This is a genomic window from Thalassobacter stenotrophicus, assembly GCF_001458315.1.
GTDB classification, from domain to species: domain Bacteria; phylum Pseudomonadota; class Alphaproteobacteria; order Rhodobacterales; family Rhodobacteraceae; genus Thalassobacter; species Thalassobacter stenotrophicus.
Genome location: NZ_CYRX01000008.1, coordinates 59245 through 80143 on the forward strand (window position 1 = coordinate 59245; position 20899 = coordinate 80143).

A 20899-nucleotide genomic window follows, 5' to 3' on the forward strand; every position below is an offset into this window, starting at 1 on the left:
AACGATTGTTGACCTGAAACGCCGCATTTCCGCCCAATTCAGCAACTAGACTGCTCGCATTGAATTGCTGAATTGCGGAGGCGTTTGTGATGAAACACATTCACGATGGATACCGGGGCTTGTCCTTGTTTTTCGGTCTGAACGCGGATCGGTTTCTTTCGGTTTTGATGGTCGGGTTCGCCCTTTTGATGGCCACTTACTTTGCAGCGTTGATGTAAGTCGCGGATGTCGCAGTAGCTTGCCTACGCTGATTGCGTTCATCTTGGTTAATTTTACTGTGGCAAAGGCCCGCAAAGCGAGGCTTTTGCGGCAAAGTGGGTTTTGACATGGTCCCGGGCCTGCGGTAGATGCAAAGAAGATGTAGTATGCAATCGAGCGGGGCATTACCATGGATAGGCATTTTAGCCTCACGCGGCGCGCGCGCGCAGTGGGCCTTGCGGTCTTAACAGCTGGGATCGTTTCTAGCGCGGCCCAAGCGCAAACCTTCCAGTTCTCTAGCTTTGAGATCGAGGGTAACCAGCGCATCGAAGATGCCACGATCCTTAGCTTTATTGACCTGCCGACTGGCCAATCCGTCTCGGCGGCCCGTGTGAATGACGGGCTTCAACGGCTGCAAAACTCGGGCCTGTTTGAGAGCGTTGAGTTGGTGCCCCAAGGCAGCCGTCTGATTGTGGTTGTCCAAGAGTTTCCGACCATCAACCAGATTAACTTCGAGGGCAACGACCGGCTCGATGCGGAAATTCTGCAATCGCTGGTCACGTCCCAAGTGCGGCGTGTGTTTTCGCCCCAACAGGCAGAGCGCGACGCGGCCACCATCATCCAGGCCTATGCAGACCAAGGCCGTCTGACCGCGAGTGTCACGCCCAAGATCATTCGCCGCTCTGACAACCGTGTCGATTTGGTGTTTGAGATTTCGGAAGGGCGCACCGTTGAGATTGAGCGCGTGTCATTTGTCGGCAACCGCGCGTATTCGGACCGCCGTTTGCGCCGCGTCCTTGAAAGCACGCAGGCTGGTATTTTTCGCGCGCTGATCCGTTCTGACACGTTTGTGGCCGACCGGATCGCGTTTGATCGTCAACTCTTGCGCGATTTCTTTCAGGCACGTGGTTACGTGGATGCGCAAGTTCTCTCTGTCAGCTCAGAACTGAGCCCTGAGCGGGACGGTTTCTTTCTGACGTTTCGCGTTCAAGAGGGGCAGCAGTTTAGTTTTGGTGCGCTGACGGCGTCGTCTGATTTGTCCGACGTGGACCCGGATCAGTTCCAAGACGAAATTCGGATTGGCGAGGGTAAAACCTATTCGCCCCAAGCGGTTGATGCGACCATCGAACGGCTCGAATTGCTGGCCTTGCAACAGGGTCTCGACTTTGTTCGCGTGACGCCCCGTGTCACCCGCAATGACGAAGCCCGCACGCTCGACATCGATTTCGTCGTGGAACGTGGGCCGCGCGTCTTTGTGGAGCGCATTGATATCGAAGGCAACGCGACCACGCTGGACCGCGTTATTCGTCGCCAATTTGCAACCGTTGAGGGGGACCCCTTCAACCCACGTGCCATTCGCTTGGCTGCGGAACGTATCCGTGCCTTGGGGTATTTCACCCAATCCGACGTTTCTGCGCGTGAAGGCTCAGACCCCTCGCAAGTCATTGTGGATGTAGATGTAGAAGAGCAGCCAACCGGTTCACTTGGCTTTGGGGCCAACTATTCGGTGCAAGACGGTGTCGGCCTCGCGCTCACCTTCCGGGAGACAAACTTCCTTGGGCGTGGTCAGGTCGTAAACTTCACGCTCGACACAAGCAGTGACAACGCCAATTCGCAGCTGACCTTCGCCGAGCCGTTCTTCCTCAATCGGGATTTGGCGGCATCCTTCAGCGTGTTCTACCGCACAACCGACAGCGAAGACGGCGCATTCGATACGCGCAGCGTTGGCGCGTCGGTCGGTTTGGGCTTTCCCACCGGTGAATATAGCGACCTGCGGATGAGCTACAGCTTTACCCGCGATACGCTGACGCCCGATAGCGTTGCGACTATCTCGCAGATCATCGAGGATGAGCAGGGCACGGCCGACACCTCAGCCATTGGGTATCGCTGGCGTTATGACACGCGCAACGTGGGGCTGAACCCGGATGCGGGTGTGCTGCTGCAATTCGGACAAGAATTCGCTGGCCTCGGCGGTGATGAAGAGTTCATCAAGTCGACCTTCCGGTTAGCGGGTGAAACCACTGTTTGGAACGGTGATGTCCTGCTTTTGGCCACAGTGGAGGGCGGCAACCTGACGTCGCTCGGGGATACAGTCTCACGGGAATCCAACCGCTTTTTCAACTCACAGAACATTTTGCGCGGGTTCGAAAGCTCGGGCATCGGTCCGCGTGATTTGAACGCTGGCAACGACCCCTTGGGCGGGAACAACTACTTTGCCGCACGAGTTGAGGCGCAGTTCCCAATCAACCTTGTGCCCGAAGAATACGGCATCTCAGGGGCTGTGTTTTATGACATGGGGTCCGTCTGGGGTTTGGATAATGTGAACGGCGGCCCCACGGGTGCGGATATCGTTGATGACAGCTTTGAGCTGCGCTCTACGATTGGGTTTGGCCTGTTGTGGGACACTCAAATCGGCCCGCTGCGGTTCAACTTTACCAATGCTGTCAACGCAGAAACCGCTGACCGCGAGCAGTCGTTCGACTTCACCATCAGCACACGGTTCTAGGCCCGTGCGGGACGTGATGCGGCGCGCGTCTGGTCGGGCCTTAGCCCGTACGGTGTTGGCGGCCACTCTTACATGGCTACCGATGGTGCCTGCGGTGGCCCAAGCGCCACTCCCCGAGATTCCGCGTCTCGCGATTGTGGTGCTGGACCGCGACGCGCTTTATACGAACAGCCTTTTTGGGCAACGCATTCGGCGTGAAATTGAGGCCGCGTCACAGGCGCTATCACTTGAGAACCGACGCATAGAAGCGGCCTTGGTTGCCGAGGAACAAGTTCTGACAGATCAGCGTGGGCAGATGGATCCAGCCGCGTTTCGGGCCATGGCTGATGAGTTCGACACCCGCGTCGAGGAAATTCGTCAGGCCCAAGACGTTAAGGGCAGGGCGCTTGCGCAACAGGCCGAACAGGCCTCTCAGTTGTTTTTTGAATTCGCAGGTCCGGTTTTGACCGATCTGGCGCAACGCACGGGCGCCTTAGTGGTTTTGGACCGTCGCACCGTTTTGGCGGCGGCTGACCAAGTGGACATCACCCTGCGTGCCATCGCCGAGGTGGATCGGGTCGTTGGGGCAGGCCCTGGTCTAGAGGCAATGATGGACGCACAGGTCCAAGTGCCGACGCAACGCCCCGCAGCCCCCCAATCCCGCGCCCCGGAGCCTGGGACCGACGACAACACGGTGGAAAGCCCCGTTCGTATCGACTAAACCGACCCCATAACGCAGCGCCTTTTGCCCGGCTCGCCCGGGTTGCATCGGCGCCGCACAATCGCGCAGACTGCAAATAGCAGGCACACGACCCATCCGTCAGGAGCATTCATGACCGACACCCCCGCCATCCCGACCGAGGCTGATATCCATCTTATTCAACGGATTATCCCGCATCGTTACCCGTTTTTGCTGGTCGACAAGGTGCGTGATATCGTTCCCAACACCTCGGCTATCGGGATCAAGAATGTGACGTTCAACGAGCCGCATTTTCAGGGTCACTTCCCCGCGACGCCCATTATGCCCGGCGTCACCATCATTGAGGCGATGGCGCAAACAGCCGCCGTTATGGTCGGTGTGTCGATGAATATGGCCGACAAGGACTTGCTGGTTTACTTCATGGGCATCGACAAATGTAAGTTCCGTCGCAAAGTCGTGCCCGGCGATGTGCTTGAAATGGCCGTGTCCGTGACGCGCGGCAAACCCGGTGGCAAAGTCTGGAAGTTCGAAGGCAAAGCCACAGTCGAAGGCGAGATGGCCGCTGAGTGCGAGTTTACCGCCATGATGGACCTGCCGAAGGACGCATGAGCATGGCGATTGACCCCACGGCCACGATCCATCCTTCCAGCGTGATTGAGCCCGGTGCCAAAATCGGCGCGGGCGTTCGCATCGGCCCGTTTTGTGTTGTTGGGCCGGATGTGCGACTCGCGGATCGTGTTGAACTGAAGTCGCACGTGGTGGTTGCGGGCGACACTTCGGTGGGTGAGGACACTGTCATCTTTTCCTTCGCGTCTATCGGTGAAATCCCACAGGATTTGAAGTTTGACGGGGAAAAGACCCAGCTGATCATCGGCGCGCGCAATCGCATCCGTGAGCACGTGACAATGAACACAGGGACCGAGCAGGGCGGTGGTGTGACCCGCGTCGGCGATGACGGTTTGTTCATGGCGGGCTGCCATATTGCCCATGATTGTATCATTGGAAACCGCGTGATTGTGGTGAACAACTCTGCCTGCGCTGGTCACTGTGTGCTTGAGGACGATGTAATCGTCGGTGGGCTGTCGGGTATTCACCAATGGGTGCGCGTGGGGCGCGGCGCGATTATCGGCGCGCTGTCGATGGTCACAAATGACGTGATCCCCCACGGTCTTGTCCAAGGACCACGCGGTGAATTGGATGGCCTTAATCTTGTGGGCCTCAAACGTCGCGGCGTCGCGCGTGAGGATATCACCGCACTCCGGGCCGCATTTTTGACGCTGAAACAGGGCGAAGGCACCTTTACGGAGCGGGCTAAGCGCATTGGCGACGAAAACGACAGCGAATATGTGCAACAGATGGTTAGCTTTATCATGGGCGCCTCTGACCGCAATTTTCTGACGCCAAAATGATCGCGTTGATTGCAGGGCAAGGGGCGCTGCCGCAGGTGGTTGCACAGGCGCTTGAGGGTCAGGACTGGCGGCTCTGCGCGCTGGACGGATATGCGCCGTCGCTGCCCGGTCCGGTCCAGACGTTTCGGATTGAGACTTTGGGCAGCTTTATCGCAGGCCTCAAACGCGATGGCGTGACGAAGGTCTGCTTTGCAGGTGCGATTGCGCGCCCACCGATTGATGCTACGCAAATTGATGCCGAGACCATGCCCCTTGTGCCGCGCATGTTGCAGGCTCTTCAGGCCGGTGATGACGGCGCGCTGCGCACAGTTATCAGCTTCTTCGAGGAAGCCGGAATGCAGGTGATCGGCGCACAGGATATCGCGCCCGAATTGCTGCCGGCTGAGGGTCTGTTGGTCGGAACGCAGTCCGATCAGGACAAGGCTGACGTCGGCCGCGCGCGCGCCGTGCATGCCGCGATCTCGGCGGTCGATGTGGGACAGGGATGCGTCGTTGCGCGGGGCCAAGTCCTCGCGGTGGAGGCGTTGCCCGGCACCGATTGGATGCTCCGCAGCCTTAGGCCTCCTGCTCAGCCAGTCACCCCACAAAAAGATCCCGGCGATCCGTTGGAATGGGCTTTTGGTAGCGTTTCGGATTGGCTCTCCGGTCCTGATGCGCCCAAGGCCGCTCGGCCCCCGGCCGATTTTGCAAGACCCAGTGGGGGGATATTTTTCAAAGGGGCCAAACCCGGCCAGGATACTCGCATCGACATGCCCGTAATCGGTCCTGAAACGGTTCGCGGCGTGGTAGAGGCCAAGCTGAATGGGATCGTTCTTGAGGCGGGTGGCGCATTCATTCTTAATCTCAACAGCACCCTTCAGGCCGCTGAAAAGGCAGGCATATTCATCTCGGTAGAGAGCGCGTGAGCCTTAAGGTCTGGATCATCGCAGGTGAACCTTCGGGGGACCGGTTGGGGGCTGCGTTGATGGCGGGCCTAAAGACACTTGCCACAGATGTGCGCTTTGAGGGCGTCGGTGGTGCCGAGATGTCGGCGCAGGGGCTACAAAGCCGCTTTCCGATGGAAGAGCTGAGCATCATGGGCCTGACCGAAGTTTTGCCTCGCTTGCCGGGGCTGCTCTCGCGGGTCAAGGAATGCGCCGATGCCGTCGTACAGACCGCGCCAGACGTGCTGATCACAATCGACAGCCCTGATTTCTGTCTTCGCGTCGCGAGCAAGGTCAAAAGCCGTTTGCCCGGCCTGAAGACCGTCCACTACGTGGCCCCATCGGTTTGGGCTTGGCGGGAGCATCGCGCCGAGAAAATGGCGCGGTCCATTGATCACGTGTTGGCGTTGCTCCCGTTTGAGCCGCCCTACATGGAACGTGCGGGCATGACCTGTGATTTCGTAGGGCATCCGGTTACTACCGAACCACTCGCAACGCCGACTGAGGTTGCGGCCTTCCGTGATGCCTACGGTGTTGAAAATGCGCCACTTATGCTCGTGCTACCCGGCTCACGCAGGTCAGAGGTCACGCGGCTCGCTACACCCTTTGGTGAGGCCTTGCGCCGCGTCTGCGCCAAGCACCCCGATTTGCGCGTGGTCGTCCCAACCGTGGCCGGTGTTGCCAGTGCGGTGCAGGACGCGGTCCGGAATTGGCCCGGCAGCCCCATCGTGCTTGATCCACGTGACGTGCCCCGTGACATCGCCGCTCGCGACAAACGAGCTGCCTTCGCTGCCGCCGATACTGCGCTGGCAGCCTCGGGCACCGTATCGTTAGAGCTTGCGGCGACGAAGACAGCCATGGTGATCGCTTACGATATGAATTGGATTTCACGTCAGATCATCGCTCGTAAGCTTAAGATTGATACGGTCACTCTCGTGAACCTCGTCACGGAAAGCCGCGTCATCCCTGAGTTTTTGGGTGCAGAGTGTCAGCCCAAGGCGATTGCCGATGCATTGCTGACTTTGATCGACGATCCGCAGGCCCGCAAAACCCAAGCCGAGATGGCCGAATTGGCTATGAAACGTCTGGGCCGGGGTGGCGAAGCACCCGGTTTGCGCGCCGCGCGATCAGTTCTCAACCAAATCAGCGCATTTTGACATTGCGGGACGGAAAGTCCCAAGGTATCAGCCTTCCTAGGCACCCATAGCTCAGCTGGATAGAGCGCTGCCCTCCGAAGGCAGAGGTCTCAGGTTCGAATCCTGATGGGTGCGCCACTCTCTCAAATGTCAAAACAAACAAAAACGCCACATTTGCGGCGTCGGCTTGGACTATCTGCTCAATTTGAAAAGGGGTCATGGGGGTAGTGGCGGTGGGGATGGGTCTGGCGGCGAATCCTCTCCATCACTTAAGTTATTGTAATCATTTATCCGGCCATGAGTTCGAAAGTTATTCGCCCCAAACTGCTCTGGCCGCGAACCAATCCAAAAATACCGTAACAACAGCAGAAATATACCTTGGGCACAATCTGTACTGCTGGTCTTGTTGCAGTGCTGCGCGAATTGTAGTAATGAACCTACATAGGTTGTGGAGGATGTGATGGGTGTACTTACAGTTTCGAGCCGAGAGCTCAATCAGGATGTCGGTCGCGCCAAGCGCGCGGCCGAAGAAGGGCCCGTGGTTATAACCGATCGCGGTCGACCAGCGCACGTACTGCTCAGCTGGGCCGAGTACCGCCGCCTCAGTGGAGGCCCTCGCAACCTAGCTGCAGTTCTGGCAGCTCCATCTCTATCGGATATTCCTTTCGAGCCCGAGAAATTGGGGCTGAAGGCCCGCGAGGTTGAGTTCTACTGATGTATCTTCTCGACACGAATGTGATCTCCGAGCTCAGAAAGGTCGGAGACGGCAAAGCTGACGCTGCCGTTGTGGCTTGGGTAAGCAAGATTGATGCAGGCGAAATGTTCATCTCAGCTTTGACCTTGATGGAGTTGGAAATCGGTATTTTGCGGGTTGAGCGGCGGGATGCGGAACAGGGGGTGCGACTGCGCGCCTGGTTTGAGACCCAAGTGTGTCCCGAATTTGAAGAGCGGACACTCAGCGTCGATGCTGCCATCGCTAGACGCTGTGCCCGGCTTCATGTTCCCAACCCAAAATCTGAGCGAGACGCGTTGATTGCCGCAACGGCTTTGGAGCATGGTCTGACAGTAGTCACCCGCAACCTGATGGACTTCGCAGCGACACGGGGGTCTTTAATCGACCCATGGCAAAGCGGCGCCGCACAACCCCCGAGCTAACTTTGACACTGGTTAATTTACCTCACCGAATTTGCCTTGCCGCGACTGCATCTTCGCGTTTCACCCTACGCCAGTTTCATGTAGAGACGTGTCACGTTTTCTGTTGTTGAGACCCTGCCTTTGAAAATCTCCGTCATTACCGCTGTTTACAATTCAGAAGCGACCGTCGGCGAGGCCATCGCCAGCGTCGCCGCGCAAACATATCCTGACGTCGAGCATTTGGTGGTCGAGGGAAAATCAAAGGATGGCTCGCTGGCTGCCATTGAGCGTGCTGGCCATGACCGGATGCGGTTGATCAGCGAACCAGACGAGGGAATCTACGACGCCCTGAACAAGGGCGTTCGCAACGCAACTGGCGATGTGGTCGGCTTCATCCACAGCGATGACTTTCTCGCCCATGACGGGGTGCTGGCACGGATTGCGGCGGCGTTTGCAGATCCTGCGGTTGAGGCCGTGTTCAGCGATCTTGTCTATGTCTCGCAAGCTGACACGTCTCGGGTTATTCGGCACTGGTCGACCGGTGCGTTTCATCCGCGGCGCTTGAAGTATGGCTGGATGCCAGCGCATCCCACGCTTTACCTGCGGCGCGAGGTCTACGAGCGCTTCGGAACCTATGACAAGAACATGCGCATCGCGGCCGATTACGATTTCATCCTGCGGTATTTCTCGCAGGCGACGGGTAAGTCGGTCTATATCCCGGAGGTGCTCTACAAGATGCGGGTTGGCGGTGTTAGCAACCGCAACTGGGCTAAGATCCGCCAGAAGATGGAAGAGGACATGCTGGCCATTCGTCGCAACCGCTTGGGCGGTCTTCACACGCTGGCGTTCAAGAACCTCTCGAAGGTCGGCCAGTTTCTGGTGCGCCCGCAGCGCAGCTGATCTGCGAAGCGATGGACACGGCCTTCTTCATCCTTTCCAAGCTCATTGGGCTGGCCCTGCAGGTGGAAACTTGGCTGGTCATTGGAATGGTCGTGACACTGGCCGCAGGACGTTTTGCACGCCCGCGTTTGGCACGCTGGAGTGGCGGTGCGACGCTGTATGCGCTGCTGGGGATCGGCGTCTTCCCCATTGGCGAGGCCTTGCTCCGACCGCTGGAGATGGAATTTCCACCGCGAGCGGCTCCCTCACAAATCGATGGCATCGTCGTTCTCGGTGGCGTCGAAGATCAACGGGCAACTGCAGCCTGGGGCGAGCCACAACTCAATGAAGCTGCTGAACGACTGACAGCGGCTGCCGCGATTGCAATTGCGCACGCGGAGGCGCGTCTGGTGTTTTCTGGCGGCAGCGGCCGTCTGCGGAACACCGTCTTGGGGCAGCCCAACATCCCAAGCGTCACGGTGGATTTCTTCGTGTCTTTGGGCATCGACCCGGACCGGATCAGATGGGAAGACCAATCACGCAACACAGCCGAGAACGCGCGGTTTTCTTATGAGGTTGCGGCGCCAGTACCTGACGAGACCTGGCTTCTTGTGACAAGCGCATTTCACATGGGCCGAGCGCTTGCCAGCTTTGACGCCGCTGGGTGGAGCCAGATCATCTCCCACCCAGTCGACTATCGAACGGGAAGTTTCATCGATGGCATCGGCTGGAACCTTGCCGGCAATCTCGAAATTCTGAACATTGCCATCAAGGAATGGGTGGGACGACTGGCCTATCGCGTGACGGGCCGCTGACGATCAAACCAACCCGTCGCGCTGCGCCACATGCATAATGGCCTCGAGGAACCCTTTCACAGATCCGCAATCGAACCGTTGCCCGTTCAGCGTCACGGCTTCCACCTGTCCAGCAGCAGCTTGGGAATTGATCGCGTCGGCCAGTTGGATTTCACCACCGGCGCCGGGCGCTTGGCCACGCAGGATATCGAAGATGTCAGGCGTCAGGACATAGCGGCCGATTGAGGCCAGATTTGACGGCGCCTGCTCGAAGGCGGGCTTTTCGACAAGGCCAGCAACGCTGCCTGCGGCGGTTCCTGGCTGCACCACACCGTATTTCGAGATGTCGGGCCCATTGACCTCCATGACCGACAGCTGCGTTCGCCCAGAGGCTTCATAGCCTTTGACCAGATCGGCGGTCACGCCCGCCCCCTCATAGGTCAGGAAGTCGTCGGCCAAGAGAACCGCGAAGGGATCATTGCCCACAGCGCGTTCGGCGCAAAGAACGGCATGGCCCAGGCCCAGCTGCTCTGGTTGGCGCACAAAGATGCATTCGACGCCATGCGGCAGGATGTTGCGCACCATGTCGGCTTGATCCGTCTTACCCTTGGCCCGTAGTGCGGACTCCATTTCCTGATTGCTATCGAAATGGTCCTCGATCGCCCGCTTGTTGCGTCCAGTCACAAAGATCAGCGTATCTATCCCAGCCGCGATGGCTTCTTCGGCTGCATACTGGATGAGGGGCTTGTCTACGATCGGCAGCAGCTCTTTCGGCATGGCCTTGGTGGCCGGCAAGAAACGGGTGCCGAAACCGGCAACAGGAAATACAGCTTTGCGAACGGTTTTCATATTGGGGGAGACTTTCTGAACGTCGTCTTGTGTTAAAAATACGGGATTGGTGAGTTATGGGGTAAACTTGGGCGTCACGCGGAATACCCACCGGTTTGATACCAGCGCCACGCATCTGCGATCATGTGCTGCAGCGTCGAGCGCTCTGGCGACCAGCCCAATTTCTCAGCCGCACGTCGACTCCCGGAAACCAGCGCTGCAGCATCACCCGCTCGACGCGGGCCAAAGCTATGTGGGACGTGATGGCCCGTGGCTGCCTTACATTCGGCAATCACCTCTTTGACTGAGAAGCCAGTGCCTGTTCCCAAGTTAAACACCCGGCGGCCTTTGCCTTCGAGCAGCCATTCAAGGCCCTTGATGTGGGCATCGACCAAATCCATCACATGAACGTAGTCGCGGACGCAGGTGCCGTCCGGCGTTGGATAATCCGTGCCATAGATGGTCAGGGCGTCCCGTTTGCCAGCGGCGGCATCGATCATCACTGGGATCAGGTGGGTTTCTGGTTGGTGCCATTCACCGACTTCGGCTTCAACGTCGGCGCCCGCAACGTTGAAATACCGGAACACCACCGCCTCAAGGCCGTGGCTCACACCAAAGTCCCGCAGGATCTCTTCGACCGCGCGTTTGGAAGCGCCATAGGCGTTGAGCGGCATCTGGGCGCTCTGTTCATCGAGAACTACGCCGTCTTGGTCGCCATAGGTTGCACAGGTCGAGGAAAACACCATGTGCTTGCAACCCGCTTCCATCATAGCCTCGACCAGGTTTAGAGAGCCCAGCACGTTGTTGCGCCAGTAGAGGCCTGGTTCGCGTGTCGCCTCACCCACCTGGCTCAGGGCCGCAAAATGCATCACCGCCACGGGTTCATATTTGGCAAACGCCGTATCCAGCGCGGCACGATCAAGCAGATCACCCTGTACGAAGGGTCCGAACTTCACTGCACTAGCCCAGCCGGTGACGAGGCTGTCGAAGGTCACCGGGATATAGCCCTGCTTCGCCAGCAGTTTGCAGGCATGAGAGCCGATGTAGCCAGCACCGCCCGTGACCAAGACATGTTTCATGTTATTACCCTTCAAATGCGCGTTTCTGAAATACCCGGCTTCAAACAGCCCGCAACTGATCCGCCCCAACTGCAACCCGGGTTTGACGGCCCATGATCTCCATCAGGACCCAGACGCGCCGATCCGGCGAGATCTTTTCCACCTCCGCCACAAAATTGGCAAACGGTCCCTTGGTCAGGGTCACCTGGTCCCCGGGCTTCAGAAGCTTTGCGGGCAGCAATTTGCCCTTTGCATCACAGCGCATCAGCAGCTGCGATACCAAATCCAGTGGGACTGCCGTCGGCTCTTTGCCGAAGCTCACCAGCCGGGTGACGCCATATGTTGAGTTCACAGTGCGCCAGAACCCACGGGCCACATCGAAGGCCACGAAGATGTAGCCTGGAAACAGTGGCCGCATCGCGGTGACAAACTTGCCATTCCGCTGCTTCGTTTCCTCCTCCATTGGTAGGAAGGTGTTAAAGCCCTGGCGCTTGAGGTTCTTATCCGCGATGTTGGCGCAGTTCGGCTTGAGCTGTGCCAGAAACCAGCTCGTATCGCGATCGTGGAATGTCATCTTGTAACCTAAGTAATGTAGTTTCGGCCCTTATCGCTCACATTTGAGCGGATGCAAATCAGCTTTTTCGATTTTTATGTAAGGGATAGACGAATCTATCGGTGCACGCCGCCCTCAGCTCATTGATATAATGAGACAATCCACAACTATCAACTTGATACAAGTAACAACCCGAGCAAACGTCCGACCGACCTAAACAAGGATCGGAGGCTGAGTTGGACGGGAGTGGTGAGATTACAGAGTTTCGGGCAGCGCAATATGTGCGCATGTCGACGGAGCACCAGCAGTATTCAACCCACAACCAATCCGACAAGATCCGTGAATATGCCGAACAGCGCGGTATAGAAATCATCAAGACCTACGCAGATGATGGAAAAAGCGGATTGTCGATTGGGGGCAGGGCGGCCCTGCAGCAGCTGATTGATGATGTGGAATCCGGCGCCGCTGATTTTAATGTGATCCTGGTCTATGATGTGAGCCGCTGGGGCCGCTTTCAGGACGCGGATGAAAGCGCCTACTACGAGTACATCTGCAAGCGGGCGGGCATCAACGTCGCCTATTGCGCAGAACAATTCGAGAATGATGGCTCGCCCGTCTCGACCATCGTCAAGGGCGTCAAACGCGCCATGGCCGGCGAATACAGCCGGGAGCTTTCGATCAAAGTCTTCACCGGGCAATGCCGCCTGATCGAACTGGGTTTCCGTCAGGGCGGCCCCGCTGGATATGGCCTGCGGCGCGTGCTTGTGGACGAGCGCGGCAACATCAAGGCCGAGCTGAAGCGTGGCGAACATAAATCGCTGCAAACCGACCGTGTCATCCTGATGCCGGGCCCCGACGAGGAAGTGGCCTGGGTCAACAAGATGTATCGCTGGCTGATCGAGGAGGACCTGTCCTTCCGCGAAATCGCCGACCGCCTGAATGAGGGAGGTGTGACCACGGATCTGGATCGGCCATGGAATTCCGGAACGGTGCGCACGGTCCTGACCAATGAGAAATACATCGGCAACAATGTCTACAACCGCTCCTCCTTCAAGCTGAAGAAGCTGCATGTGGAAAACCCACCTGACATGTGGGTGCGCAAGGAAGGCGCCTTCGAGGGGATCGTGCCGCTGGAGTTCTTCCTGACGGCGCAGGAGATCATCACGGCGCGGTCGGCACGCCTTTCAGATGAAGAGCTGCTGGATCACCTGAAGCGGCTCTACGCCGACGCAGGCCAGCTCTCCGGGGTGCTGATCGACCAGACGCCGGACATGCCATCGTCCTCGGCATATCGCAACAGGTTCGGGTCGCTCGCCCGGGCCTAGCCTTCTTGGACACCACAGCCCCCTTCAGGTTTTCCACCGAGACCTTGAGGGCGTCCACTTGCTGTTCAACTGTCACGGGCGGGGCTCCTTACGAGAAGGCGACGGCGGAGACATACCGCGTCTGCGAATTGACGAAGGCAGTTGCCATTTCGAGCATGGCGGTTTGGATGTCGGTCAGTGGTCCAGCTGCGTCTTGCACGGTGCCAATGTTGGTCGCGATCACCTCGATTTCGTCCGCGAGCGGCTGAACGACTGCAGCGGCGGCGGATGCCGCGGCCTCGCTGGTGGCTGCGTTGGCTTCGCTGGTCGCAGCAGCCTGCTCAGATACGAGTGCGGAGGCCTCTGAAGCTGCAGCAGCCTGTTCAGACCCCGCGGCGTTGGTCTCGGATGCGGCCGCTTGCATTGCAGACGCTGCGGCATCAATTGCGCTCTGCGCCGCCTGCGATGCGCTCACTTCCGAGGCATCTTCCGAGCCCTTGGCATTTCCAGCAGAAACAAAGGCCTCGGACGCTTTTGCCACAGATGTGGTGGCCGCATTCTGTGCCGCCGTCAGCTGGCTGTTGAAGGTGGCTAGTTGTGCCTGCCCAGCCTCGATCGCTTCTTGCGCCACCAACATCTGGCTATAGGTCGCGTAAGCCGGCAGGGCTGCATAATCCGAGGCGCCATCGCCCACCTTGGTGATGCCCGTATCGATCTCGAAGGCAAATTCGCCCTCGGCCAGGATCGGATTGGCGGCGGCCCATTCGGCCGCCGTGCCACGGCGCATCTGGATTTTGGCAAAGACTGTGGAGGTCATGGGGTTTCTCCCTGGACGCGGCCATCAATAGTTCGAAGATTTGGATCGGCGGCAGCGCCACCGCAGTCGATCACAGCAAGTCCGGCGTAATCTGTTCCGGGTGCCCCGCCATCGAGGATCTGGGGCACATAGGGTACCTCGATTTCGACGGGGCCTTGGGCGCGCAGGCGAAATGGCGATTTCCCAAAATAGACGACACCGGACATGCTGTTTCCTTGATAAACGGTGACGGCAGTGGGCGCGGTGTCCGCGCGCAGCCAGAGGGCTTCGAAGGGTGCAATGCCTCGGATCAGACGCATTCCCCGGAGCGCAAATCCGCGGTTGTCAGGCGGTTCATCCTCGGGTGCCACCTGACCCCAGATCCGGGCACCGACTTGCGGCACCACCAGCGCTGCTGAGGCGTTGAAGGCGACCATGGCCCAGGCGTCCGGGGTCAGGTCATACTTGGTCCCGTCCACGGATCACCTCGAGAATTTCACGGATCAGGGTCGCCAACCGCAGAGGCGAGCGCCGATTTCATTATGGGTGACGATTTGGGCCGACGTGCCGTCGGTCAGTACATCGGCACGAGAGGGTCTGATGGGAGCCGCCCAATCGCAGGCATCGCGATCGCGCCTCGGATCAATCGCGCATCCAGCGGTCAAGACGGCGCTCAAGATCAGCGCGATCGGCGTTTTGCACCTCATTGGACACCTCCTTCGCTGTTTGCAGGGATCGGATCCGGGCATCGGTTCGGCGGATGAGGAATTCCGCTTCAGCCTCCAGACGGCCGCGCCGAAACGCGACCCAAAGTGCAGCGCCAATCGCGAATGCGATCGTGCCCCAAAAGGCGGCCTTGCGGCCAATCCCGGAAAAGATGGCGGTCAGGATTGAGATCATTCCCCACCCTCCGCAGAAATCGGCAGGCCCGCCGTTGTGACGCAGTGGGTGTCGAGCGACAGCACGGTGACATTGTCGGCCTCGGCGGCGGCCCGAATGTGGTCATGGGAGAGGACGGCGGCGTCCTCGCACTCGGCGAATGTGCGCATCGCCACGGGATGGATATCGGACCCGCAGGCCGGAACCCCGCCGATCAACGTGCACATGGAAACGATCAAGACCCACATCACGGCGTCTTCCCACTGCGATGATCTTCGATCCGGGCATTACGGGCTTTCAGGGCGTAGAAGATGACGCCGGTGAACACAGCCGCCCCGATCCACGGCAAGGCCGCTTGTACGACACCCGTCAGTCCCACCAGATCCAGCACCCGCTCAGCCGTATCGCGCGCCTCCTCGGCTTGGACCAGCGCCGGCGCAATCTGCGCGGCCACCGATCCTGCAGCACCCAGAACGCCAAGCCCGACCTGGGCATTCGCCGCCGTGATAATGCGACTGCCTTCTGGCACGCCCGCCGCCCGTTCAGCAGCGACTTGCCGTGACCCCGCCGTCGTCAGTGCCTCCGTCAGCGCCACATCGATGATCGGCACAAGTGGCAGACCGTGGTCATCGCGAAACGCCAAGATTGCCGCGCGGGTGCGAGGTCCGATCTCCCCATCAACCTGGCCCACTTCGTGATAGCCAAGCGCTTTGAGGCGCGCTTGCACCTCACGGACCGATAGCGTCACGGCCGGCGCCACATTTCCAGCGCGACGAACGCCGAGCAGTCGCGATTTTGCATAGCGCTGGATCGTGACGGCGTCAGATTGGTTGCCGCCCAGCACCTCAATCATGGTCCCTGTCGCTTTCACGAAGAAACCGACATGGCCTTGCCAGGATTTCGAACCGCGGGAGAAGACAACGATGTCGCCCGGCTGCGCATCGGCCAGATCAATGGGAATGCCCCAATCGAGATAGGACCGCGCGTTGAGGCGTCGGGTGGAGCGCAGCCCGGCCTTTTCGAGGCAATGACCCACGAAGGCTGCACACCAAGCCACGGCGTCATGCTCGACCCAGTCGTGGCCGACCGAGGCATACATCTCGATGATAGCGGGATTATCTTCGGGGCCCGGACCCTCGGTGGTGCCGATATAGCCCTGGGCGATTTCAAAAGGGGTCATGCTGGCCTCCTTGCAAAAGAAAACGCCGCCCCAGAGGACGGCGTTTGATCAGGTGAACGATATTCAGCGGCTGCTATTTCTTGCGACCAATCCAGGCGCAGAGCAGGCTTTCGGCGCCGCGCGGCCCGAGATAGGCAAGTGTGGCCACGAACCCGGTTGAGACCGGCTGGGTCAGCCCGATGTAATTTGCGGCAGCATCGCCGATGAGCGCCATGCCGACGGCGACTGGGATTTCCCAGAGGAGCTCCTTGCCAAAGAAGCGGCGGTTGCCCAATTTCACTTCCCCAGAATGCCACATGAGCCGACCGGTGAAGGCACCAATCAGGGTGGTGATGGCCCCTCCAAAGAGGTGGTTGATGGTTTCTATAAAGCTGTTCTCCGGCATCTGCCTGCCTCCTTGGTCTCAGAACGGCCCGGTTGCATCCGGATCGATGATGGGCGGCACATTTGCGCTTGGCGCCACTGGTGGGGTGGTCTCAGCCCGCGCATCCGTACCCGCGCCCTGTTGGGGCTGCTTCAGCTCCAGCGTGGTGACAAAGCCCCCCGAACGGGTCAGCGTGTGGGTCACAGCCTCGATGCGATAGGACCCGTCCACGCCCGGCCGCGTGCTGGACACGGTACAAAGTCCATCGGGCACCGCCGCCGTATTGCCCTCGATCACCACCGTGCCTTCGCCTGCATCTCGCGCCGTCGTTGCGGCATCGCTCTCGCCCTGCTGGGTGGTTTCCACCTCGCCGGCTCGCGCAAAACGATCAGCATAGACTGAGGGCACGTCGATGCCTGTTGCCCGCTCAACACCCTGCCAGGCGCCCGCCGCCACGTCATACCAGCGCCCACGGACCAACCCGAACTGCGGGCGCCCGAGGCTCGGAGCGATGTCCCAACTGTGCAGGTTCTGACCCCAAGTGGCAGTAGTCGCCGTCGCGTAATCTCCATTGCGCTTTGAGAGCACGATCCGCCCGCCGGTGACGCGGAAATTGCCACCGATTTCGCGGGCGAGCCGCTCGCCCATGGCGATCAAGCTTTCATCACGCATCTCGAAATAGCCGCGAGTCAGGTTCCGCAGCGCCGGGTCGATCTCGATTTGCGAGATGCCGGCATGCGTTGCCGCATCCCTCAGGATTGTTTCCACCGTCGCCCCATCCCAATGACGCTGCTGGCCTTCTTTGGCCCGGCCTGTCGTATCCATACCCTTCGCCGTGATGCGGAGACGTCGGCCAGCACTCCGGGTGCCGGATGATTTCACCTCATCGACCGTCCCCTCGAAGACGACCCGCAGTCCCTCGCTGTCCCAGCCGAGCGCAATCGACACGGGCGCGCCAATCTGCGGCAGGACAATCCGTCCATCGGTGTCATCAACCTCGAGATCTGCGCTATCGGTATGGGTGCCCACCTTGTCCGAAACCTGCAAACCCAACAGGACCGGCATCAACGCCGTGGTGATATTCGTGCCCGCCACGGTCACGTTGAAAAGCGCGCGCTTTGACATGGGTTAGCATCCTCACCAAAGCCGGATTGGGTCCAGAACATGCTGCTCCCGCGGAATGGGAATTGGCATGTCGAAGCTTGTGCCCACCGGCAGGGTCTGGCCCAGATCCGCAAGCCCCGGGTTCATGTCATAGATCGCCTCAACCAGTCCTGGCATTGGCCGTTTGAACCGGCGCCAGATCATCGTCGACACTGTCAGCCCGTCGCCTTCGACGGTCACGGTTTCGATCACCTGGTCCATAGGAGCACATCCGCCAGCAGAGAGAAGAAGGACCCCGCGCTTGGCGCGCCGGCCCGTTTCACGGTGATGTCGACATCGATCACCTTGCCGACGCCATTACGGCCCAGATAGGAGGCGCGCTCGGTCACCGAGAGGATATTGACCCAGCCCATCAAAGCTCCATCGCCCCGCATCATGTATTGCGGTCGTCCCGAGGCGCGGGCTTGCGACAGAAGCGTGAGCTGCCCCATGCCGCCAAACTTTTCTGGATAAAGACGCGCCTTAATGGTCCAGCTTTCCGGGCCTTCGCCCACATATTCGAGGATGGGCCGCGCCCCGAGCACGGGCTTTTCGGCAAAGCCGGCCTCGGTGCCGTGGCTATAGCTGTCAGTGTTGAAGGGTAGGATTTCAAACTGGACGGGGCCAAGCATCATCAGCATCAGGCAAACCTCAGCCCAGTGTCGGCATAAACACCCCGGAAGGCCTCGCGGATTTGATCGCGCAGTTGGCGGGTAATTTCTGCGGCAAGCTGCTGTGGATCTGCCGTCGCGCCCGTGATGGTGATCGGCACATTGACCGAAACCTCCACCGGCCCCGCACCGCCCATGCTTCCCGCTGGGTTCACATAGCCATTGCGGTTGGCGGTGATGAGTTCGGGGCCGCGTTCGCCCACGAGGTATGTGCCACCGCGCGAGATGGGCCCACCGGCGGCCCGGGTGCCATCAACGCCGGAGAATTCATCGACAGCCACGGCTGGCGCTTCGCCCCCGCCGCCAAGCCATGCCGGCATCGAGGGCCAGCGGATGATGTTCGTCAGATCAATATTGCCGATCGCCTCAACGATACGGGACGGAATACCCCGGATCCAGGCAATCAGCTCTTCGAACTTGGCGACCATCCCGTCCCAAAGCGCCTGGATCGCCTCAAGCCCCTTGTCGTAAAGCCCGGTCACAAGCCCTGCAAAACCATCGATGAGCCGGCCGGTCAGATTGGCCGCGTTTTGCGCAATCCGGGCTTGCTCTTCTTCCGACAAGACCTCCTGCTCAAAAATCCCTGATCTGAAGAAGCCGGTGATGGCATCCACCGCCGCCCCGAGGGCTGATCCCAACCCCGAGAAGGCGCCAGAAATCGCATCGGTGATCGGCGTCAGAAAGCTGAGTTTTTCGCCAAGCCAGTCGAGCGGGCCCTGCAGGCGCTCGGAGATCGCCTGTCCCACACCCGACAATGTCGCCGTGATCCGGTCCCAATAGCGGTAGATCGTGAAGCCTGCCGCTGCGACGGCTGCTGCCACTGCAGCAAAGGTCGCCCAAACCGGCGCCGAAATCGTCGTCACGGCCGCCCCGATGGCGGCGATGCCAGAGGACAGCGCCCCGACACCGGGAACCGCCAGGACAATTCCGGTTAGACCAGCACGTAACCGTCCGAGCGTCCCCAGGGGCTGTCCACCCATAGATGCCAAAGCCGATTGTAGCCCGATCATTTCTGTCGCGGCCGTCCGCGCGCCAATGGCTGCGCGTCCTATCGTATTGTAGCCCGCCGCAATCATCGACAGCACACCGCCGCGACCCAAGAGGCCTGCGAACTGCAGCGCCGACATCGCGCCTTTGAAGGCGATCACCGCTGCGGTGGCCCCCACCACGGCGAGCGTCACTTCCGGATAGGCGGCCGCCAGTTCAGAAATCCGCATAATGAGCGGCGTGATCGCCTCCGCCAGAGACGTGATCGCGGGCATCAGGGCATTGCCAATAGTGACCTGCAGTTCGGTCAGCACGTTCTGGAAGCGCTGCATATTGGCCTGGAACGTATTATTCCGCGCTTCGAACTCGGCAAAGGCGGATCCAGCGTAATTGGCGCGGTCCCCCACCATGCCAAGCGTGTCTTCCACCAGGCCGAGGTTGGTCAGCAGCGGTCCAAGGGCGCGCGCCTCATTGCCAAAAAGCTGGCTTGAGATCGCCGCCTGCTGCTCACGCGGGATCTGACTGATGCGGCGCAACACATCGAGCGTCGTCCCAACCGCGTCTTCCTGCATCCGCCGCGCGACGGCCTCTGCATCAAGCCCCAGCTCTTGGAATGCTTCCCTCTGTGCCCGCGTCGCTGCCGACCCGCGTGTCAAGGCCGCCCCCATATTTCGGAAACTCGTCGCAGCCACCTCGCTTTGCGCGCCTGCGGCCAGCATCGCTGAGGCAAAGGCCGAGGTCTCTTCGGCCGAAAACCCGAAGAGCGTCGCCTGCGCCCCAACGCGGCGCACGACATCGAGAATGTCGGCGGCACTCGAGGCTTGGCTGTTCGAGAGATGGTTCATGGCATCTGCCAGAGAAACCGTCTCGTCGATCGTGAGCCCCAGGGCCGTCATCAGGTTCGCCATGGAGGCGCCCGCCTGATCGGCGCTAATGTCGAACGCCACCCCAATCCGCGCGGCGGCATCGATGAAGCGAATGAGGTCTTGGCCAGCAATGCCGGCTTGCCCTGCAGCGGCGGCAATTTCCGCGAGGCCCGTTACGGCGATGGGAATGTCACGCGAGAGGGCAAAGAGATCCTGTTGGAACTGGCTGAACCCTTCCGGCGTCGGGAAATCCACCACCTTCCGCACATCGGCCATAGCGCTTTCAAATTCGGACGCCGCGGCAATCGGACCACCGATGGCCTCGCGCAGCGCATAAAAGCTGGCGGCCGCATCAACCAGTCCACCCCGTGCAGTAGCTAGCGCGCGGTTGTTGCGCGTGATCGCCGCGTTCAGCCGGTCGCCAAAGGTCATCGGCAGGCCGTTGTTTTCCCGGATACGAGTGGAAATCCCGGCGAGCGCACTGGCGGCCTGCCGCGCAGGGCTTGTGACGCGATCGAGAAGCTCGATCACCAGTTGGGAGGTCAGCGTTGCCATGGGGTCAGGTTCACTTCAGTATTGCGGCGCGCGCCAGGCGACGGGCCTCGGCATGCC

General features: G+C 59.9%; 24 protein-coding genes, 1 tRNA gene and 1 pseudogene. 13 read left to right on the plus strand and 13 right to left on the minus strand.

Annotation, left to right across the window (positions count from 1 at the left end; translation table 11 throughout):
* The first annotated feature begins 89 nt into the window (after positions 1–89).
* The 12 genes from THS5294_RS18680 (at position 90) to THS5294_RS01515 (ending at position 9679) form a co-directional block, all read left to right on the plus strand.
* On the plus strand, positions 90–218 hold the full coding sequence (locus tag THS5294_RS18680) for a hypothetical protein (RefSeq protein WP_268873740.1): 129 nt from the start codon (positions 90–92) through the stop codon (positions 216–218).
* A gap of 170 nt (positions 219–388) precedes the next feature.
* On the plus strand, positions 389–2704 hold the full coding sequence (bamA, locus tag THS5294_RS01465; RefSeq protein ID WP_058122331.1) for an outer membrane protein assembly factor BamA: 2316 nt from the start codon (positions 389–391) through the stop codon (positions 2702–2704).
* 16 nt (positions 2705–2720) lie between these two features.
* Entirely contained in the window at positions 2721–3404 is a 684-nt protein-coding gene (locus tag THS5294_RS01470; protein WP_158508572.1) for an OmpH/Skp family outer membrane protein, read from the plus strand.
* 111 nt (positions 3405–3515) lie between these two features.
* Positions 3516–3992, plus strand: a complete 477-nt coding sequence (gene fabZ / locus THS5294_RS01475; protein WP_058122333.1) for a 3-hydroxyacyl-ACP dehydratase FabZ — start codon at positions 3516–3518, stop codon at positions 3990–3992.
* A gap of 2 nt (positions 3993–3994) precedes the next feature.
* Positions 3995–4792 (plus strand): acyl-ACP--UDP-N-acetylglucosamine O-acyltransferase, encoded by a 798-nt coding sequence (lpxA, locus tag THS5294_RS01480; protein ID WP_058122334.1) that lies wholly within the window; start codon positions 3995–3997, stop codon positions 4790–4792.
* Complete coding sequence (locus tag THS5294_RS01485) at positions 4789–5697, plus strand: LpxI family protein (RefSeq protein ID WP_058122335.1); 909 nt, start codon at positions 4789–4791, stop codon at positions 5695–5697. The genes lpxA and THS5294_RS01485 overlap by 4 nt, the downstream gene beginning before the upstream one ends.
* Positions 5694–6872 (plus strand): lipid-A-disaccharide synthase, encoded by a 1179-nt coding sequence (gene lpxB / locus THS5294_RS01490; RefSeq protein WP_058122336.1) that lies wholly within the window; start codon positions 5694–5696, stop codon positions 6870–6872. Before THS5294_RS01485 ends, lpxB begins: the two co-directional genes overlap by 4 nt.
* Before the next feature lie 40 nt (positions 6873–6912).
* Positions 6913–6989 (plus strand) — tRNA-Arg (locus THS5294_RS01495).
* Between the two features lie 322 nt (positions 6990–7311).
* Positions 7312–7566: a type II toxin-antitoxin system Phd/YefM family antitoxin gene (locus THS5294_RS01500; RefSeq protein ID WP_058122337.1), complete on the plus strand. Its 255-nt coding sequence runs from the start codon at positions 7312–7314 to the stop codon at positions 7564–7566.
* Positions 7566–8006, plus strand: coding sequence for a type II toxin-antitoxin system VapC family toxin (locus THS5294_RS01505; RefSeq protein ID WP_058122338.1), 441 nt, complete (start codon positions 7566–7568; stop codon positions 8004–8006). Before THS5294_RS01500 ends, THS5294_RS01505 begins: the two co-directional genes overlap by 1 nt.
* Before the next feature lie 120 nt (positions 8007–8126).
* Entirely contained in the window at positions 8127–8885 is a 759-nt protein-coding gene (locus THS5294_RS01510) for a glycosyltransferase family 2 protein (protein ID WP_058122339.1), read from the plus strand.
* An 11-nt stretch (positions 8886–8896) separates the two neighbouring features.
* Positions 8897–9679: a YdcF family protein gene (locus THS5294_RS01515; protein ID WP_058122340.1), complete on the plus strand. Its 783-nt coding sequence runs from the start codon at positions 8897–8899 to the stop codon at positions 9677–9679.
* Between the two features lie 3 nt (positions 9680–9682).
* On the opposite strand, the gene galU is transcribed toward THS5294_RS01515, so the two are convergent.
* The 3 genes from galU to nusG all read right to left on the minus strand — a co-directional run bounded on the left by galU (position 9683) and on the right by nusG (position 12118).
* On the minus strand, positions 9683–10507 hold the full coding sequence (gene galU / locus THS5294_RS01520; RefSeq protein ID WP_058122341.1) for a UTP--glucose-1-phosphate uridylyltransferase GalU: 825 nt from the start codon (positions 10505–10507) through the stop codon (positions 9683–9685).
* Between the two features lie 74 nt (positions 10508–10581).
* Entirely contained in the window at positions 10582–11565 is a 984-nt protein-coding gene (gene galE / locus THS5294_RS01525; RefSeq protein WP_058122342.1) for a UDP-glucose 4-epimerase GalE, read from the minus strand.
* A 40-nt stretch (positions 11566–11605) separates the two neighbouring features.
* Entirely contained in the window at positions 11606–12118 is a 513-nt protein-coding gene (gene nusG / locus THS5294_RS01530) for a transcription termination/antitermination protein NusG (protein ID WP_058122343.1), read from the minus strand.
* Between the two features lie 215 nt (positions 12119–12333).
* Here nusG and THS5294_RS01535 point away from each other — a divergent pair.
* Positions 12334–13419, plus strand: a pseudogene (locus THS5294_RS01535) (recombinase family protein); the annotation flags it as partial.
* 91 nt (positions 13420–13510) lie between these two features.
* Here the strand turns inward: THS5294_RS01535 and THS5294_RS18305 are convergent.
* From THS5294_RS18305 to THS5294_RS01585, 10 genes are all read right to left on the minus strand, one after another.
* Entirely contained in the window at positions 13511–14218 is a 708-nt protein-coding gene (locus THS5294_RS18305) for a hyaluronate lyase N-terminal domain-containing protein (protein WP_058122344.1), read from the minus strand.
* Complete coding sequence (locus THS5294_RS01545) at positions 14215–14676, minus strand: hypothetical protein (protein WP_139278643.1); 462 nt, start codon at positions 14674–14676, stop codon at positions 14215–14217. The genes THS5294_RS18305 and THS5294_RS01545 overlap by 4 nt, the downstream gene beginning before the upstream one ends.
* Positions 14677–14839: 163 nt before the next feature.
* The gene (locus tag THS5294_RS01550) at positions 14840–15097 is read right to left on the minus strand and encodes a hypothetical protein (RefSeq protein WP_058122346.1); all 258 of its coding nucleotides are present in this window, start codon (positions 15095–15097) and stop codon (positions 14840–14842) included.
* The gene (locus tag THS5294_RS01555; protein ID WP_058122347.1) at positions 15094–15324 is read right to left on the minus strand and encodes a hypothetical protein; all 231 of its coding nucleotides are present in this window, start codon (positions 15322–15324) and stop codon (positions 15094–15096) included. Before THS5294_RS01555 ends, THS5294_RS01550 begins: the two co-directional genes overlap by 4 nt.
* Positions 15324–16256 (minus strand): C40 family peptidase, encoded by a 933-nt coding sequence (locus THS5294_RS01560; RefSeq protein WP_058122348.1) that lies wholly within the window; start codon positions 16254–16256, stop codon positions 15324–15326. Before THS5294_RS01560 ends, THS5294_RS01555 begins: the two co-directional genes overlap by 1 nt.
* Positions 16257–16329: 73 nt before the next feature.
* Positions 16330–16641, minus strand: coding sequence for a phage holin family protein (locus THS5294_RS01565; RefSeq protein WP_058122349.1), 312 nt, complete (start codon positions 16639–16641; stop codon positions 16330–16332).
* A gap of 18 nt (positions 16642–16659) precedes the next feature.
* A complete protein-coding gene (locus THS5294_RS01570; protein WP_058122350.1) occupies positions 16660–17745 on the minus strand; it encodes a phage late control D family protein in 1086 nt (361 codons plus the stop codon).
* Positions 17746–17757: 12 nt separating this feature from the next.
* Entirely contained in the window at positions 17758–17985 is a 228-nt protein-coding gene (locus tag THS5294_RS01575; protein ID WP_058122351.1) for a tail protein X, read from the minus strand.
* Positions 17973–18404, minus strand: coding sequence for a phage tail protein (locus tag THS5294_RS01580; RefSeq protein WP_058122352.1), 432 nt, complete (start codon positions 18402–18404; stop codon positions 17973–17975). The genes THS5294_RS01575 and THS5294_RS01580 overlap by 13 nt, the downstream gene beginning before the upstream one ends.
* On the minus strand, positions 18404–20842 hold the full coding sequence (locus tag THS5294_RS01585; RefSeq protein ID WP_058122353.1) for a phage tail tape measure protein: 2439 nt from the start codon (positions 20840–20842) through the stop codon (positions 18404–18406). The genes THS5294_RS01580 and THS5294_RS01585 overlap by 1 nt, the downstream gene beginning before the upstream one ends.
* Positions 20843–20899: the final 57 nt, after the last annotated feature.

Bases quoted from the DNA above. Each gene is read 5' to 3' on its own strand.
- bamA (WP_058122331.1), top strand. From the start codon at position 389: ATGGATAGGCATTTTAGCCTCACGCGGCGCGCGCGCGCAGTGGGCCTT.
- THS5294_RS01575 (WP_058122351.1), bottom strand. From the start codon at position 17,985: ATGGACCAGGTGATCGAAACCGTGACCGTCGAAGGCGACGGGCTGACA.
- lpxA (WP_058122334.1), top strand. From the start codon at position 3,995: ATGGCGATTGACCCCACGGCCACGATCCATCCTTCCAGCGTGATTGAG.
- THS5294_RS01470 (WP_158508572.1), top strand. From the start codon at position 2,721: ATGCGGCGCGCGTCTGGTCGGGCCTTAGCCCGTACGGTGTTGGCGGCC.
- THS5294_RS01560 (WP_058122348.1), bottom strand. From the start codon at position 16,256: ATGACCCCTTTTGAAATCGCCCAGGGCTATATCGGCACCACCGAGGGT.
- galE (WP_058122342.1), bottom strand. From the start codon at position 11,565: ATGAAACATGTCTTGGTCACGGGCGGTGCTGGCTACATCGGCTCTCAT.
- THS5294_RS01580 (WP_058122352.1), bottom strand. From the start codon at position 18,404: ATGCTGATGATGCTTGGCCCCGTCCAGTTTGAAATCCTACCCTTCAAC.
- THS5294_RS01555 (WP_058122347.1), bottom strand. From the start codon at position 15,324: ATGTGGGTCTTGATCGTTTCCATGTGCACGTTGATCGGCGGGGTTCCG.
- THS5294_RS01550 (WP_058122346.1), bottom strand. From the start codon at position 15,097: ATGATCTCAATCCTGACCGCCATCTTTTCCGGGATTGGCCGCAAGGCC.
- THS5294_RS01565 (WP_058122349.1), bottom strand. From the start codon at position 16,641: ATGCCGGAGAACAGCTTTATAGAAACCATCAACCACCTCTTTGGAGGG.
- THS5294_RS18680 (WP_268873740.1), top strand. From the start codon at position 90: ATGAAACACATTCACGATGGATACCGGGGCTTGTCCTTGTTTTTCGGT.
- THS5294_RS01515 (WP_058122340.1), top strand. From the start codon at position 8,897: ATGGACACGGCCTTCTTCATCCTTTCCAAGCTCATTGGGCTGGCCCTG.
- fabZ (WP_058122333.1), top strand. From the start codon at position 3,516: ATGACCGACACCCCCGCCATCCCGACCGAGGCTGATATCCATCTTATT.
- THS5294_RS01585 (WP_058122353.1), bottom strand. From the start codon at position 20,842: ATGGCAACGCTGACCTCCCAACTGGTGATCGAGCTTCTCGATCGCGTC.
- THS5294_RS01570 (WP_058122350.1), bottom strand. From the start codon at position 17,745: ATGTCAAAGCGCGCGCTTTTCAACGTGACCGTGGCGGGCACGAATATC.
- THS5294_RS18305 (WP_058122344.1), bottom strand. From the start codon at position 14,218: ATGACCTCCACAGTCTTTGCCAAAATCCAGATGCGCCGTGGCACGGCG.
- THS5294_RS01500 (WP_058122337.1), top strand. From the start codon at position 7,312: ATGGGTGTACTTACAGTTTCGAGCCGAGAGCTCAATCAGGATGTCGGT.
- galU (WP_058122341.1), bottom strand. From the start codon at position 10,507: ATGAAAACCGTTCGCAAAGCTGTATTTCCTGTTGCCGGTTTCGGCACC.
- THS5294_RS01505 (WP_058122338.1), top strand. From the start codon at position 7,566: ATGTATCTTCTCGACACGAATGTGATCTCCGAGCTCAGAAAGGTCGGA.
- nusG (WP_058122343.1), bottom strand. From the start codon at position 12,118: ATGACATTCCACGATCGCGATACGAGCTGGTTTCTGGCACAGCTCAAG.
- THS5294_RS01485 (WP_058122335.1), top strand. From the start codon at position 4,789: ATGATCGCGTTGATTGCAGGGCAAGGGGCGCTGCCGCAGGTGGTTGCA.